The organism is Pseudomonas sp. NPDC087185, assembly GCF_044744955.1.
Lineage (GTDB): Bacteria > Pseudomonadota > Gammaproteobacteria > Pseudomonadales > Pseudomonadaceae > Aquipseudomonas.
The window spans coordinates 14,688-29,176 of sequence record NZ_JBIUZK010000004.1; the positions used below are offsets into that span (position 1 = coordinate 14,688).

14 protein-coding genes are annotated in these 14,489 nt (G+C 62.7%); 8 read left to right on the forward strand and 6 right to left on the reverse strand.

What is annotated here, in order from left to right; genetic code table 11:
• Positions 1-11 precede the first annotated feature (11 nt).
• From ACIPIJ_RS14585 to ACIPIJ_RS14620, 8 genes are all read left to right on the forward strand, one after another.
• Positions 12-782, forward strand: a complete 771-nt coding sequence (locus ACIPIJ_RS14585; RefSeq protein WP_401077615.1) for a TerC family protein — start codon at positions 12-14, stop codon at positions 780-782.
• Between the two features lie 228 nt (positions 783-1,010).
• The gene (locus ACIPIJ_RS14590) at positions 1,011-2,669 is read left to right on the forward strand and encodes a Na/Pi cotransporter family protein (protein WP_401077617.1); all 1,659 of its coding nucleotides are present in this window, start codon (positions 1,011-1,013) and stop codon (positions 2,667-2,669) included.
• Between the two features lie 30 nt (positions 2,670-2,699).
• Positions 2,700-4,106 carry a M16 family metallopeptidase gene (locus ACIPIJ_RS14595; protein WP_401077618.1) on the forward strand — a complete coding sequence of 469 codons (1,407 nt, stop codon included), beginning with the start codon at positions 2,700-2,702 and terminating at the stop codon, positions 4,104-4,106.
• 154 nt (positions 4,107-4,260) lie between these two features.
• A complete protein-coding gene (locus ACIPIJ_RS14600; RefSeq protein WP_401077619.1) occupies positions 4,261-5,283 on the forward strand; it encodes a DUF5924 family protein in 1,023 nt (340 codons plus the stop codon).
• Between the two features lie 108 nt (positions 5,284-5,391).
• A complete protein-coding gene (locus ACIPIJ_RS14605; protein WP_401077620.1) occupies positions 5,392-6,525 on the forward strand; it encodes an ABC transporter permease in 1,134 nt (377 codons plus the stop codon).
• A complete protein-coding gene (locus tag ACIPIJ_RS14610; RefSeq protein WP_401077622.1) occupies positions 6,522-7,313 on the forward strand; it encodes an ABC transporter ATP-binding protein in 792 nt (263 codons plus the stop codon). Before ACIPIJ_RS14605 ends, ACIPIJ_RS14610 begins: the two co-directional genes overlap by 4 nt.
• Positions 7,314-7,316: 3 nt before the next feature.
• Positions 7,317-8,255, forward strand: a complete 939-nt coding sequence (locus ACIPIJ_RS14615; protein ID WP_401077624.1) for an MlaD family protein — start codon at positions 7,317-7,319, stop codon at positions 8,253-8,255.
• Positions 8,252-8,875, forward strand: a complete 624-nt coding sequence (locus ACIPIJ_RS14620; RefSeq protein WP_401077626.1) for an ABC-type transport auxiliary lipoprotein family protein — start codon at positions 8,252-8,254, stop codon at positions 8,873-8,875. Before ACIPIJ_RS14615 ends, ACIPIJ_RS14620 begins: the two co-directional genes overlap by 4 nt.
• Here the strand turns inward: ACIPIJ_RS14620 and ACIPIJ_RS14625 are convergent.
• The 6 genes from ACIPIJ_RS14625 to ACIPIJ_RS14650 form a co-directional block, all read right to left on the reverse strand.
• Positions 8,857-10,086: a nucleoside recognition domain-containing protein gene (locus ACIPIJ_RS14625; RefSeq protein ID WP_401077628.1), complete on the reverse strand. Its 1,230-nt coding sequence runs from the start codon at positions 10,084-10,086 to the stop codon at positions 8,857-8,859. The two genes, ACIPIJ_RS14620 and ACIPIJ_RS14625, sit on opposite strands and share 19 nt — an antisense overlap.
• Positions 10,087-10,287: 201 nt before the next feature.
• The gene (gene gltP / locus ACIPIJ_RS14630) at positions 10,288-11,616 is read right to left on the reverse strand and encodes a glutamate/aspartate:proton symporter GltP (protein ID WP_401077629.1); all 1,329 of its coding nucleotides are present in this window, start codon (positions 11,614-11,616) and stop codon (positions 10,288-10,290) included.
• Positions 11,617-12,353: 737 nt separating this feature from the next.
• Positions 12,354-12,824 (reverse strand): inhibitor of vertebrate lysozyme family protein, encoded by a 471-nt coding sequence (locus tag ACIPIJ_RS14635; protein WP_401077631.1) that lies wholly within the window; start codon positions 12,822-12,824, stop codon positions 12,354-12,356.
• Between the two features lie 2 nt (positions 12,825-12,826).
• A complete protein-coding gene (locus ACIPIJ_RS14640) occupies positions 12,827-12,988 on the reverse strand; it encodes a DUF1328 domain-containing protein (protein WP_003252966.1) in 162 nt (53 codons plus the stop codon).
• A 55-nt stretch (positions 12,989-13,043) separates the two neighbouring features.
• Positions 13,044-13,328 carry a hypothetical protein gene (locus tag ACIPIJ_RS14645; protein WP_401077633.1) on the reverse strand — a complete coding sequence of 95 codons (285 nt, stop codon included), beginning with the start codon at positions 13,326-13,328 and terminating at the stop codon, positions 13,044-13,046.
• A gap of 177 nt (positions 13,329-13,505) precedes the next feature.
• The gene (locus ACIPIJ_RS14650; RefSeq protein WP_401077635.1) at positions 13,506-14,327 is read right to left on the reverse strand and encodes a BON domain-containing protein; all 822 of its coding nucleotides are present in this window, start codon (positions 14,325-14,327) and stop codon (positions 13,506-13,508) included.
• Positions 14,328-14,489: the final 162 nt, after the last annotated feature.

Here is a 14,489-nt window from a genome sequence, read left to right on the forward strand (position 1 = left end):
AAGGAATACACATGGAATGGCTGACCAGCCCGGAAATCTGGGTTGCCTTTTTCACCCTCACTGCGCTTGAGATCGTGCTCGGTATCGACAACATCATCATGATCTCGATTCTGGTCAGCCGCATGCCCAAGCACATGCAGCCGCGCACCCGGATCTTCGGCCTGGCCCTGGCCATGGTCACCCGTATCCTGCTGCTGCTGTCGATCACCTGGGTCATGCGCCTGACCGCCGACCTGTTCGTGGTGTTCGGCCAAGGCATTTCGGGTCGCGACCTGATCCTGTTCTTCGGTGGCCTGTTCCTGCTGTGGAAAAGCTCCCAGGAGATCTACCACGGCCTGGAAGGCGAAGACGAAAGCGCGGACGAGCCGAAAGGCGCGGGCGGCAAGTTCCTGTACACCATCATCCAGATCGCCATCATCGACATCGTGTTCTCGCTGGACTCGGTGATCACCGCTGTGGGCATGGTCTCGCACGTACCGGTGATGATTGCCGCGATTGTCGTTGCAGTGCTGGTGATGATGCTGTGCGCCGGTGCCATCAGCAACTTCATCGACAAGCACCCTTCGCTGAAGATGCTTGCGCTTTCGTTCCTGATCGTCGTCGGTACCGTGCTGATCGCCGAATCGTTCGACGTGCACGTGCCGAAGGGCTATGTCTATTTCGCCATGGCGTTCTCGCTGGGGGTGGAAGCTATCAACATCCGTATGCGCACCGCCATGGCGCGTAAACGCGGCAAGGAACAGGATGCAGTGAAACTGCGCAAGGATATTCCGGGTCAATAAGCACCTGGAGCACAATGAAAAAGGGCCCTTCGGGGCCCTTTTTCATGCACGCGCGTCCATGACAGACAGGTTTCAAATGCGTGCCGAGCATGCCAAGCTGGCGTGAGGTCCGCAAAACAACTAAAGCTTGAGTAAGCACTGGATTAAAACACCCACCCCCGGGCCAGGCTTACCGCATCACCCATTGGCTCCGCTTCTGGAGCCCCGATAAGAAAGGGGGGCTAAACCATGCTGACCCTGCTCAACCTGCTCTCCGCCGTGGCTTTGCTGGTGTGGGGCACGCATATCGTCCGTACCGGCATCCTGCGGGTGTTCGGCTCCAACCTGCGCCGCGTCCTCAGCCAGAACATGAACCGCCGGCCCCTGGCGTTCATCGCCGGCATCGTGGTCACCGCCGTGGTGCAAAGCAGCAACGCCACCGCCATGCTGGTCACCTCCTTCGTTGGCCAGGGCCTGATGGCCATGACCCCGGCCCTGGCAATCATGCTCGGCGCCGATGTGGGCACCGCGCTGATGGCCAGGGTACTAACCCTGGACCTGTCCTGGCTGTCGCCGCTGCTGGTGTTCCTTGGGGTGATTTTCTTCCTGTCGCGCAAGCAGACGCGCGCGGGCCAGCTGGGCAGGGTGGGTATCGGGCTGGGCCTGATCATCCTGGCGCTGGAACTGATCGTTCAGGCCGCCACGCCCATCACCCACGCCCAGGGCGTGAAAGTGCTGTTCGCCTCGCTGACCGGCGACATCCTGCTCGATGCGCTGGTCGGCGCACTGTTCGCCATGGTTTCGTATTCCAGCCTGGCGGCGGTGCTGCTGACCGCCACCCTGGCCGGCGCCGAAGTGATCAGCCTGCCGGTGGCCATCGGCCTGGTGGTCGGCGCCAACATCGGCAGCGGCCTGCTGGCCTTCATCAGCACCAGCATGCAGAACGCCGCAGGCCGCCGCGTGGCACTGGGCAGCCTGCTGTACAAGCTGATAGGCCTGGTGCTGATCATCCCGGTGCTGCACCCGCTGGTGGAATGGATGGACTCGCTGAGCTTCAGCCCCCAGGAACTGGTGATCGGCTTCCACCTGCTCTACAACACACTGCGCTGCCTGCTCATGCTGCCCACCGTCAAAGCCATGGGCCGACTGTGCAACACCCTGCTGCCCGAACGCGATACCGGCAATGGCCAGGTGCGGCCGCGCCACCTCGATGTTTCGGCATTGACCACGCCCAGCCTAGCCTTGGCCAATGCCGCCCGCGAAACCCTGCGCCTGGGCGACATCGTCGACAGCCTGCTCGAAGCCATGCTCAATGCCCTGCGCGGCACGCAGACGGCACTGCCGCAGCAGGTGCGCGCCTTGGCCGAAGACGCCGAAGCGCTGTACAGCGCAATCAAGCTCTACCTGGCGCAGATGCCACGTGAAGACCTCAGCGCTCAGGACAACCGGCGCTGGGCCGAAATCATCGAACTGGCGATCAACCTCAAGCTGGCCTGCGGCCTGGTCGAACGTATGCTGCGCAAGGTCCAGCAGCAAAAGACCAGCCAGCGCCGGGAATTTTCCCAGGTCGGCCTGGAGGAGCTCACCGGCCTGCAGGAGCAACTGCTGTCCAACCTGCGCCTGGGCCTGTCGGTATTCCTCAGTGCCGACCCTGAAAGCGCGCAGCTGCTGTTGCGGGAAAAACGCCGCTTCCGCGCCCAGGAAAGGCGTCTTGCCCACGCCCACGTCAGCCGTTTGCAGCGCAAGGTGGTGCAAAGTATCGAGACGAGTTCGCTACACTTGGAGCTGATCGCCGACATGAAGCGGTTGAACTCTTTGTTCTGCAGCAGTGCCTATGTGGTACTAGGCGGTTCGGACACCGGCGGGCTGATGCTCGATACGGTACCGGATGAAGCTCGCCAACCCTGATCTCGCACACCTGGAGACCCGCGCTCGCCCATGCGTTGCCTGATATTCGTTTGCCTGCTGATCTGCAGCCTGCCCTCCCACGCCCTCGATCGCTCGCGGGTCGAAGGCTACCTGTTGCCGAACGGCCTGCAGGTCATCCTCAAATCCGGCTACGAACGGGACCATGTGGCGATCCGCCTGGTCGTGGGCGTGGGCCTGGATGATTTCGACTGCGAGCAGAAAGAGCTGCCGCACCTGCTCGAACACCTGCTGTTCAGCGGTATCGACGAGACCGGCGAAGGGGGCCTGGAAGAGCGCCTGCAAGCCCTGGGCGGCGAGTGGAACGCCTACACCAGCAGCGCCGACACCACCTTCGTCATCGAGGCCCCGGCACGCAACCAGCGCAAGGTGCTCGACCTGCTGCTCGCGGTGATCCGCGATACCCGCATCGACGCCAAGGCGCTGGCCACCGCCAAGCGCATCATCGAACGCGAAGACGGTGGCCACTATGGCCACCTGCAACGCTGGCTCGACCGCCAGGATATCGGCCACCCGGCCAGCGACCAGCTGGCCACCGAGCTGGGCCTGAAATGCCCGGAGCGCTCCAACCTCGACGACATGACCCTGGAACAGGTGCAGGCCCTGCGTGATCGCTGGTATGCCGCCAACAACATGACCCTGATCATGGTCGGAGGCCTCGACCGCCTGCTGCCGGCCTACCTGGACCGCACCTTCGGCGAGCTGCCCGCCACGGAGCCAGAGGAGCGGCGCAACCTCGAAAGCATCAGCCAACAGGCCGAGCAGCGTCGCGACCTGACCCGCGGCGTGCTGGGCGACAGCGTCAAACTGCACTGGCTGTTCATCGAGCCGGTACTGGACAACGACCACCAGCCCACCCTCGACCTGCTCTCGCGCTACCTCGACTGGGCGCTGTACGACCAGCTGCGGCTGCGCAACGGCCTGTCCTATGGCCCGTCGGTACAACGCGAGAGCTTTGGCGACAGCGGCATGCTCAGCCTGAATGCCGACCTTGAGCGCGATGACATCGATGCGGCGGTCAAGGTCATGCAGCAGCTGTTCGACCACTTGCGCAAGGAAGGCCTGGACCCGGACACCTTTGCGCGCATCAAGGATGCCGCCGTCGCCAAGGAAAGCTGGAGCACCCAGGGCAACAGTGCCCTGGCGGACTACTACTGGGGGGCGCTCAACGACTACAGCAATGGCCGCTTTACCAACCCTGTGCGCAAGTTGCGCCAAGTGAGCCTGGAGCAGGCCAACGATGCGTTGAAGGAACTGCTCAAGGAGGAGGGGTACCTGCGCATCGAGAAGCCGCTGTTGGGCTATGACGAGCTGTATGGGCTGATTGCGTTGGTAGTGGGCGTGATCCTGGCGGCCGGGCTGCTGCGCCGGCGCCGGCATACCCCCCAACCACCGAGCGGTGCTACACGGGAGCGGTGATTCGGCGGTATCCTTTCGTCAGTACCGGCCCTTTCGCGGGTAAACGCGCTCCCACAGTGTGATGCAAGGGCCTGAAGGGCTATGCAATACCTGTGGGAGCGGAGTTACCCGCGAAGAGGCCGGCACAGTCACCCCATCACTCTGTTGTAGGCCCATGCCCCCAATCCCCCATTTCGTCCAGCGCGTCATCGAGATGCTCAAACGCTACCCCGGCGTCATCGCGCTCGGTGGTTTCCTCTCCGGCATCGGCAGCTTCATCCTGGTCGACCGCCAAGCCAGCCTGGCCAGTTGGGTCGCCATCCTGATGCTGATCAGCTGGATCTGGCTGATGCTGGAGAACACCCTCACCGGCCTGTTCGCCCGCACCTTCAAGCGCGAGATCCCGCAGCCACTGCTGCGCTATGCGACACAGATGATCCACCAGGAAAGCCTGTTCTTCGTCCTGCCGTTCTTTTTCATCACCACCACCTGGAACAGCGGCCAACTGGTGTTCACTGGCCTGCTCGCAGCCGCCGGCCTGGTCTCGATCGTCGACCCGCTGTACTACAAGTGGCTGGCCCCACGGCGCTGGCTGTTCCTCGCGCTGCATACCCTGACGCTGTTCGCCGCGCTGCTCACCGCGCTGCCGATCATCCTCCACCTAACCACCGCACAAAGCTTCAAGCTGGCATTGATCGCCGCCATGGCGCTGTCGTTCCCGAGCCTGGCCAGCAGCTTCCCGATCAATACCTGGCGCCGTGGCGTGGCGCTGGTACTGGTCACCCTGGCCGTCGGCGGTGGCGGTTGGTTGATGCGCTCCTGGGTGCCACCGGCCACCTTGTGGATGACCGAGGTGGCCGTCAGTACCGAAGTGCTCAACCGCCAGCCCGGAGAGTCGCTGGACGAGATCGCCGCCAGCCGCATCCGCAGCAGCGGCCTCTACGCTTACACTGCCATCAACGCACCGCGCGGCCTCAACGAACGCATCTACCACGTGTGGCAGAAGGATGGCCAGGAGGTCGACCGTATCGCCCTGGATATCCATGGCGGGCGCAAGGAAGGCTACCGGGCCTGGACCCACAAGCAGAACTTCCCGCCCAACCCTGTAGGCAAATGGCAGGTGCGCGTGCTGACCGAAGATGGCCAGGTAATCGGCGTGCTGCGCTTCAAGGTAATCGACGACGCCGCGGCGAAGTGATGTAAAAGGGGCCGCAACGCGGCCCCCGCATTCAGCACACTTTCAACAAACCCCGCCATGCCTGCTGCGCTATGATCAGCCTCTACGCCCCCGCGCGCAGTCAGATGCATGGAGCCTATGACCACCCCCAGCGCCACCCTGGATACCAGCAGCCAACCGGCCTGCCTGCGCATTGCCGGTGACTGGACGCTGGCCCACTACGCCAGCCTCAAGCGCGACGCCGAACGCCTGCGCACGCTGTACGGCGCCGACGCCGTGGCCGACCTCAGCCAACTGGGCCGCCTCGACACCGCCGGCGCCTCGCTGCTGGCCGAGCTGCTCGGCTCCGAACGCCTGTCGCATTGCACCAACGGCCTGCCCGACGCCAGCCGCGCCTTGCTCAAGAACGTGTACTGCTCGGTGCAGGACTACTGCATCCCGGTCAAGGAGCCCGAGCGCCCTGTGCTGCTCCTGCTGCTCGAGCGCATCGGCCGCGCGGTCAACACGCTGTGGCAAGACACCCTGCAGCTGCTCGGCTTCGTCGGCCTGATCCTCGAAACCCTGTTGCGCCGGGCCCTGCAACCGCACCGCTGGCGGCTCACGCCGGTGGTCTCGCATATCGAGCAGACTGGCCTGGATGCCGCCCCGATCGTGGCGTTGCTGACGTTTCTGGTAGGCGCGGTGGTGGCCTTCCTCGGTGCCACGGTGCTGGCCGACTTCGGCGCGACGGTGTTCACCGTCGACCTGGTGGCGTTCTCTTTCCTGCGTGAGTTCGCCGTGTTGCTGACCGCCATCCTCATGGCCGGCCGCACCGCCAGTGCCTTCACCGCGCAGATCGGCTCGATGAAGGCCAACGAGGAAATCGACGCCATCCGCACTCTCGGGCTGAACCCGATCGAATTGCTGGTGGTACCACGGGTACTGGCATTGCTGATCTCGCTGCCGCTGCTGACCTTTGTCGCGATGATCTGCGGCATCGTCGGTGGTGCCGTGGTGTGCGCACTGACACTGGATATTTCGCCGGCGATGTTCCTGTCGCTGCTGCAGAGCGACATCGGCGTGCAGCATTTCATCGTCGGCCTGGCCAAAGCACCGTTCTTCGCCTTCCTGATCGCATCGATTGGCTGCCTGGAGGGCTTCAAGGTCAGCGGCAGCGCCGAGTCGGTCGGCGCGCACACCACCTCCAGCGTGGTCCAGTCGATCTTTGTGGTCATCGTGCTGGATGCGGTGGCGGCGCTGTTTTGCATGGAGATGGGCTGGTGAATGACCGGGAAGCCGTGATCGAAGCGCGGGGCATCTGCAACCGCTTCGGCAGCCAGAGCGTGCACGAGAACCTCGACCTGGACCTGTACCGTGGCGAAATCCTGGCCGTGGTCGGTGGTTCGGGTAGCGGCAAGTCCGTACTGCTGCGCAGCATCATCGGCCTGCGTCGGCCCAACGAGGGGCAGATCAAGGTATTCGGCGAGGACCTCGCCGGCCTGCGCGAAGAGCAGCGCTCGCTGGTCGAACGGCGTTTCGGCGTGCTGTTCCAGAAGGGCGCGTTGTTCTCCTCGCTGACCGTCACCGAAAACGTCGCGCTGCCGCTGATCGAGCATGCCGGGCTGTCACGCGCCGACGCCGAACACCTGGCCGGGGTCAAGCTGGCCCTGGCCGGGCTGCCGATTTCGGCCGCCGACAAATACCCCTCGTCGCTGTCCGGCGGCATGATCAAGCGCGCTGCGCTGGCCCGCGCCCTGGCCCTGGACCCGGACATACTGTTTCTCGACGAGCCCACGGCCGGCCTCGATCCGATCGGTGCCGCCGCCTTCGACCAGCTGATCCTCACCCTGCGCGACGCCTTGGGCCTGAGCGTGTTCCTCATCACCCACGACCTGGACACCCTGTACACCATCACCGACCGCATCGCTGTGCTGTCGCAGAAGAAGGTGCTGGTGGCCGGCCCCCTGGCCGAGGTCGAGCAGACCAACGACCCGTGGATTCACGAATACTTTCACGGCCCACGCGGGCGAGCAGCCGAACACGCCGCCGCCAGTGCCGGGCAGGAGCGCTGAACAATGGAAACCCGAGCTCATCACGTCCTCATTGGCCTGGTCACCGTGCTGGTGGTGGTTGGCGCCATGCTGTTCGGCCTGTGGCTGGCCAAGTCCAGCGTCGACGATGCCTTCAAGGATTACGAAGTGGTGTTCAACGAAGCGGTCTCGGGCCTGTCACGCGGCAGCCCGGTGCAATACAACGGCATCAAGGTCGGTGACGTCTCCACCCTGCGCCTTGACCCCAAGGACCCGCGCCGGGTATTGGCGCGGGTGCGCCTGAGCGGCGACACCCCGGTCAAGGAAGACACCCAGGCCAAGCTGACCCTTGCCGGCGTGACTGGCAACTCGTTCATCCAGCTCAGCGGCGGTACCCCGCAAAGCCCCGAACTCAAGGGCAAGGACGGTAAGTTACCGGTCATCGTCGCCTCGCCGTCGCCCATCTCGCGCCTGCTCAATGACAGCAGCGACCTGGTGACCAACATCAACCTGCTGCTGCACAACGCCAACCAGATGTTCTCGGAAAGCAACATTGACCGCCTGAGCAACACCCTGGCCAACCTTGAGCAGACCACCGGTGCCTTCGCCAACCAGAAGGGCGGCATCTCCGATGCCATCGAGCAGTTGGCGCTGGTGGGTAAACAGGCCAATGCCACATTGGCTGAAACCCAGGCGCTGATGCGCAACGCCAACAGCCTGCTCGGCACCCAGGGCAAGCAGGCCATCGGCAGTGCCGAGCAGGCCATGCAATCGCTGGCGGCCAGCACCGCAACCATCAACAGCCTGCTCAACGACAACCGCCAATCCATCGACGACGGTGCGCAAGGCCTTAATCAGCTGACCCCGGCCATTCGCGAGCTGCGCGAAACGCTCAATTCACTCAAAGGTATTTCCCGGCGCCTGGAGGCCGACCCGAGCGGCTACCTGCTCGGCCGCGACAACAACAAGGAGTTCCAGCCATGAACCTGTCGCTGCGTCTGCTGGCCCTGGCGGCCGCGCTGAGCCTGACCGGCGCCTGTTCGATCCTGCCGCAGAGCGAGCCTGTGGATATCTACCGCCTGCCGGTCAACCAGGCCAGCCACAGTGCCACCCCGGTGGACTGGTCGCTGCGCCTGAACAAACCACTGGCCAGCGAGACGCTGGCAGGCCCGCGCATCGCCGTGATCCCCCAGGGCGATGTGCTCAGCAGCTACAAAGGCGCACGCTGGAGCGACCCCGTACCGCTGCTGGTGCGCAACCGCCTGCTCGACGGTTTCCAGCGTGACGGCCGCGTGCAGCGCCTGAGCGCCGACGACAGCAACCTGCAGGCCGACTACGAGCTGGCCGGCGAACTGCAGGCGTTCCAGAGTGAGTATCGCGCTGGCGGCGCGGTGGAAGTAGTGATCAGCTACGACGCGCGGCTGGTCCAAGGCCGCAACCAGCGCATCCTCGCCAGCAAGCGCTTCGAGGTGCGCCAGCCGTTGGCCGATACGCAGGTATCAGCCGTGGTGGCCGGGTTCGGCGCGGCCAGCGATCAACTGGCAGGGCAGGTGGTGAACTGGACCATCGGGCAAGGCGCTCAGGCTCAGGCGAAGAACCAGTAGCAGACGAAAATCGCCGCAATCACCCCGGACAGCTCGGCCAGCAACGCACAGCCGACTGCGTGGCGCACGCGCTGGATGCCAACCGCACCGAAGTACACCGCCAGTACGTAGAACGTGGTTTCGGTGCTGCCCTGGATAGTCGCAGCCACCAGCGCCGGGAAGCTGTCCACGCCATGGGTCTGCATGGTTTCGATCAGCATGGCCCGTGCCGCGCTGCCGGAAAACGGTTTGACCAGCGCGGTCGGCAGGCCTTCGACGAAGCGGGTGTCCATGCCCATCCAGTTCACCGCGTGGCGAATGCCATCAAGCGCCAGCTCCAGCGCGCCGGAAGCCCGCAGTACGCCAACCGCCACCAGCATGGCCACCAGGTAGGGCAACAGGCTCTTGGCCACGTCAAACCCTTCCTTGGCGCCCTCGACAAAGGCTTCGTACACCTTCACCCGCTTCAGCGCGCCGATCACCAGAAACAGCATGATCACCCCGAACAGCGTGAGGTTGCCGAGGATCGACGACAGGCTGGCCAGTGCAGCGGCCGACAGGGTGCCCAGGAAGGCCATGAAGCCGCCCAGCAACAGCGCGCCGGGGATCATGTAGGCGAGCACCACCGGGTCCCACAGGCGCAGGCGCTGCATCACCGCCACTGACAGCAGGCCGACAAGGGTCGAGACGCTGGTGGCCAGCAGGATCGGCAGGAACACCAGGGTCGGGTCGGTCGCGCCTTGCTGGGCGCGGTACATGAAGATGGTCACCGGCAGCAGGGTCAGCGACGAGGCGTTGAGCACCAGGAACAGAATCTGCGCATTGCTCGCCGTGGTGCTGCTGGGGTTGAGTTCCTGCAGCGCACGCATGGCCTTCAGGCCAATCGGCGTGGCGGCGTTGTCCAGGCCCAGGCCGTTGGCGGCGAAGTTCATGGTGATCAGGCCCAGCGCCGGGTGGCCGGGCGGGACCTCCGGCATCAGCCGGGCGAATAGCGGTCCCAGAACCTTGGCCAGCCATTCGACGATGCCAGCCTTTTCTGCGATTTTTAAGAACCCCAGCCACAGCGTCAGGGTGCCGAACAGCAGGACCATGACCTCCACGGACAACTTGGCCATGGCGAAGATGCTCTCGACCATCGCGGCGAAGATGCCGGCGTTGCCACCGACCAGCCATTGGGCCAGGGCGGAGATGGCCGCCACCAAGAAAAAGCCGAGCCAAAGGCCGTTGAGCATCCGATTGTTCCCCCTGCAAAGTGGCTGAATGATAACTGGTTTAGCCTGTACCGGCCTCATCGCCGGCAAGCCGGGTCCACAGGTATCGCACTGCCCTCGGGCTCACGGGGTACCTGTGGGAGCCGGCTTGCCAGCGATGAGGCCCATACAGACAACAAAAAGCCCCGACAAGTCGGGGCTTTTGGGTTCAGCCAGTCAGGCTCAGCGCTTGGCGGTTTCGCCCACTACAGCCGCTTCCTTCTTGTCCGCTACCAGCGAGGCATAGTACTTCTCGCCTTTGGCAGCGTCATACATGCCTTCCCAGCGTGCGATCACCAAGGCAGCCAGGGCGTTGCCGACCACGTTCAGGGCGGTGCGCGCCATGTCCATGATGCGGTCGACACCGGCGATGAAGGCCAGGCCTTCCAGCGGGATGCCCACGCTGCCCAGGGTGGCCAGCAGGACCACGAACGAAACGCCCGGCACACCAGCGATACCCTTGGAGGTTACCATCAGGGTCAGCACCAGCAGCAGCTGCTGGCTCCAGGACAGGTCGATGCCGTACAGCTGGGCAATGAAGATTGCCGCGATGCTCTGGTACAGGGTCGAGCCGTCGAGGTTGAACGAGTAGCCGGTCGGTACCACGAACGAGCAGATCGACTTCGGCGCACCGTACTTCTCCATCTTCTCGATCACGCGCGGCAGCACGGTCTCGGAGCTGGAGGTGGAGTAGGCGAGGATCAGCTCATCTTTCATGATGCGCATGATCTTGATCACCGAGAAGCCGAACAGGCGCGCCACCAGGCCCAGCACCATGAAGGCGAAGAAGGCGATGGCGAAGTACACCAGCAGCACCAGCTTGGCCAGCGGCAGCAGCGAGCTGAAGCCGAAGTTGGCGACGGTCACGGCGATCAGGGCGAAAACGCCGATCGGGGCGTAGTTCATGATCATGTGGGTGACCTTGAACATGGTCTCCGACACGCCCTGGAAGGTACGCACCAGCGGCTCGCGCAGGTCGGCCTGCAGGCTCGACAGGCCCAGGCCGAACAGTACCGAGAAGAAGATGATCGGCAGCATTTCACCGCGCATCAGCGCTGCGAAGATGTTGGACGGGATCAGGTTGAGCAGTGTCTCGATGAACGCATGCTCATGCTGCACTTCGGCAGCAGTCGCTTGGTACTTGGAGATGTCGACGGTACCCAGGGTACTCATGTCGATGCCGGCACCCGGGTGGAACAGGTTGGCCAGCACCAGGCCGACGACGATGGCGATAGTCGTCACCACTTCGAAGTAGACGATGGTCTTCAGGCCGATGCTGCCCAGTTTCTTCGCGTCGCCTACCCCGGCGATGCCCACGATCAGCGACGAAATCACGATCGGGACGACGATCATCTTGATCAGGCGAATGAAGATGTCACCGGCGGGTTGGAGGACGTTACTGATCCACCAGGCCTTTTCCGCACTGAAGTGGTTCAGTAGCGCGCCGATTGCAACGCCCAGGACCAGACCGATGACGATCTGCCAGGCGAGGCTCAGTTTTGCCTTCTTCATGTCTTTACCCTTTGTTCTAGTGGTCACGGGCACCGACCGGAAAAGCGCGTAACAGAGCCGTTGGCAACGTCACGGGGAGCTTATGGTTTCCGTCCGGAGACCTCATGTAAGGACACCGCGAGCGAGCGACAGGGCGCTCGGGCCAGCGAAAAGGCGGCAACTATTGCGATGGCAGGGACTGAAATCTAATGCCGGAAGCGTATACCCCATACCGATTCGGCATACTGATCTGCGTCAAAATGAGGCACTCGCAAGTCTTTGATTTATAACGTTCGGAATCCCGAACAAGACCAAAGCGCCATATTTGGGCCGATTTGGCGGTGTTCAAAAGGGTCTTAGGTTGGCTTGTTCGACAATCCGAATGGCTGAAATGCCACTTGCGCCACGGTCGGCTTTGGCGAAAAAAATTTGATGTACGGTCGAGACAAAATGTGTCTCAGGAGGGAATTACTGAAAGGTGGAAGGAAGAAGCGAAAATGGCACCTCGGAAGCCAGGCCCGGCTGATGTATGAAAATACACGCCTGACCTGAAACTTCCGATTTTGCCTTTCCTGACCCGGCCCAATGCTGGAGGCACTCCCTGTACCCCTAGGCCACTCCGATCCTGCAACAATCAGAACAGCCCGGCCCCTTGGTCATGTGCAACCCCTCCTCGGGGCGGCGCATCATAGAAGCGTGAAATATAAAAAGGTTCCGCTTCTATTACGTGACAGTGCACGACCACTCGTCTGTAACGCTCAGTACCAGTTCGGATCGCGCTTGAGTTGCTCCTGCAACATGGCCTTCATGCCATCGTCCGGCTTACCCAACCAGCGGTACTGCGCGTGGCGGGTGGGTGACTTGTCACTCGGCAGGCCTTCGGGTACCTCCACGAGCATCCCGTAAGCATCGTCCTTGTCCCAACTGAACGCCACGACCAGGCGTTTGTACGTGCACTTGTCCTGAGACTCGCACAATGGCCCGACCAGGTACTGGTCGCCATCCTCGGTCACTGCCGACATCTGCTCCTGGGCGCTGCCAGTCAGGTTGATCACCCATTCTGGCAGGCGTTCCTCGCCTTTGAGCGCGTCCTGCCAGGTTTCCCGGTATTCAGGGTCCGAGCCGAGCAACTGGTCGACCCGAACCTGGCCGTCATTGGCCGCCATCGCCGCTGTGCTACCGCCCAACAGCAGGGCGGCAGCCAAGGCTTTGCAAAGCTTCCTGCTCATCTTCAACCTCGACCACGTCCAAAGAAGAAGGAGGCTACGAACAGGACCAGGAAGACAATGAACAGGATCTTCGCGATACCCGTAGCGGCGCCAGCGATACCACCGAAGCCCAATACGGCGGCGACAATGGCGATGATGAGGAAAGTGATAGCCCAACTCAGCATGATGCTTCTCCTTTCTTTTTTGAAATCGATCCGGTCGGTGTTGAACGGCAGCGTCCTAGAACACCCAGCGTTGCTGAGGCACGACGTTTTCAACGGTGGCCGGCGAGGCGTTGGCCGAAGGCAGCGGTTCGGCTGCCTTTACCAATGTGTTGGCACGAGTCGCCTGAATCTGCGTCAGCAGCGCAGTCTGCGCTGCAACTTGCTCGGCCAGTCGCGCGGTCTGCCAGCTGTAATAGAAGAGGCCTGCGGCCAATGTCATCAACAGCGCCATCCCGAGCAACAGGAACTGGCGCATGGGCAGTGCGGCGATCTGCGAGCGGTTGACGGATTGGCGGTTCATGCCGGCTTCTCCTGCTGTAATTTTTCTATTCAAACCTGAACAGGTAATTGCAGCCTGCATGCCAGCCTTTCGATTTAAATAAAACCCTTATAAATCAATATTTTAGATAACGGCCTAGTAACGTGAAAGGACGTATCCTGCACGATGCCCTCCCTGGCGTCGTGCGAATTGCACGATTCAACCTTCTACCTTGGTCGCCACCTTGAGCAAGTCGGCATCCACACCGCGTACACCGATGATTTGCCGGGCGACCTCGACCGCAATGCTTTTCTGCTCACTGCTGACCACCTCGCCCGACAGCCGCACCATGCCGTCAGTACTGGCCACCTTGATATTCAGGCCATCCAGGTTGCGGCTGAAACGGAAGCTGTTTTGAATCTTGTCGACCACCCAGCCGTCACTGGGCTGCGGCCCCGTGGGCACGCCGACCGGCGTTTCACGTGCCTTGGCCATTGCCGCGGTATCCAGGCTGACCAGGTTGTTGACCAAGTGCACGCCATCGGTGGTGCGTGCCACCACGCCCGCCAGCTCCTTGGCTTCGGCGCTGTCGACCTTGCCACGCAGGGTCACCACGCCCTCACTGCTCTGCACCTCGATGGCCGCCTTTTCCGTCGTGCGGCTCCATAGCAACCGTGCACGGATCACGGCTGCCAAGGTGGCATCCTCCAGGCGCTGGGCGTACGCGCGCAATTCAAGCGGGCGCTCGACCAGCCCGGCATTGACCCGCAACTGGTTATCCACCTGCTCGATACCCCGCGTGGCTTCGGCTACATGCTCGGCCAACTGGCGCTCGACCTCGTTCTCGACCTCACCCGTCAGGCGTGCGCGTTGCTGCTCGACCTGCACCTCGATGCGAAACGGGTTGAGCATACGGTTGAGCGCCAGCGCTGTTTGCAGAGAGCCTTCGAGGCGCGCGTCCTGAAGCGGGTCGGCGAACACGGGTGCGCAAGTGGACAGCAAACTGGCGGTCAACACGGCCGTTCGAATGGAAAAGGGCATGACAGCACTCCTTTTGTAGGCAAAATCAGAAAATCGTCGCAACCAATGTGCCAGCCCACCGCTCTAAGAAAATCATCGAGATATCACGGCTTCACGGCAGTATTTGGCCATTGGCTAGCATGCAAAGGACAGAATCCTTCAGAATTGACCATGCAACTTGCC

Coding starts and splice junctions, on each gene's coding strand:
- ACIPIJ_RS14585 (WP_401077615.1), top strand. CDS start 12: ATGGAATGGCTGACCAGCCCGGAAATCTGGGTTGCCTTTTTCACCCTC.
- ACIPIJ_RS14590 (WP_401077617.1), top strand. CDS start 1,011: ATGCTGACCCTGCTCAACCTGCTCTCCGCCGTGGCTTTGCTGGTGTGG.
- ACIPIJ_RS14595 (WP_401077618.1), top strand. CDS start 2,700: ATGCGTTGCCTGATATTCGTTTGCCTGCTGATCTGCAGCCTGCCCTCC.
- ACIPIJ_RS14600 (WP_401077619.1), top strand. CDS start 4,261: ATGCCCCCAATCCCCCATTTCGTCCAGCGCGTCATCGAGATGCTCAAA.
- ACIPIJ_RS14605 (WP_401077620.1), top strand. CDS start 5,392: ATGGAGCCTATGACCACCCCCAGCGCCACCCTGGATACCAGCAGCCAA.
- ACIPIJ_RS14615 (WP_401077624.1), top strand. CDS start 7,317: ATGGAAACCCGAGCTCATCACGTCCTCATTGGCCTGGTCACCGTGCTG.
- ACIPIJ_RS14620 (WP_401077626.1), top strand. CDS start 8,252: ATGAACCTGTCGCTGCGTCTGCTGGCCCTGGCGGCCGCGCTGAGCCTG.
- ACIPIJ_RS14625 (WP_401077628.1), bottom strand. CDS start 10,086: ATGCTCAACGGCCTTTGGCTCGGCTTTTTCTTGGTGGCGGCCATCTCC.
- gltP (WP_401077629.1), bottom strand. CDS start 11,616: ATGAAGAAGGCAAAACTGAGCCTCGCCTGGCAGATCGTCATCGGTCTG.
- ACIPIJ_RS14635 (WP_401077631.1), bottom strand. CDS start 12,824: ATGAGCAGGAAGCTTTGCAAAGCCTTGGCTGCCGCCCTGCTGTTGGGC.
- ACIPIJ_RS14640 (WP_003252966.1), bottom strand. CDS start 12,988: ATGCTGAGTTGGGCTATCACTTTCCTCATCATCGCCATTGTCGCCGCC.
- ACIPIJ_RS14645 (WP_401077633.1), bottom strand. CDS start 13,328: ATGAACCGCCAATCCGTCAACCGCTCGCAGATCGCCGCACTGCCCATG.
- ACIPIJ_RS14650 (WP_401077635.1), bottom strand. CDS start 14,327: ATGCCCTTTTCCATTCGAACGGCCGTGTTGACCGCCAGTTTGCTGTCC.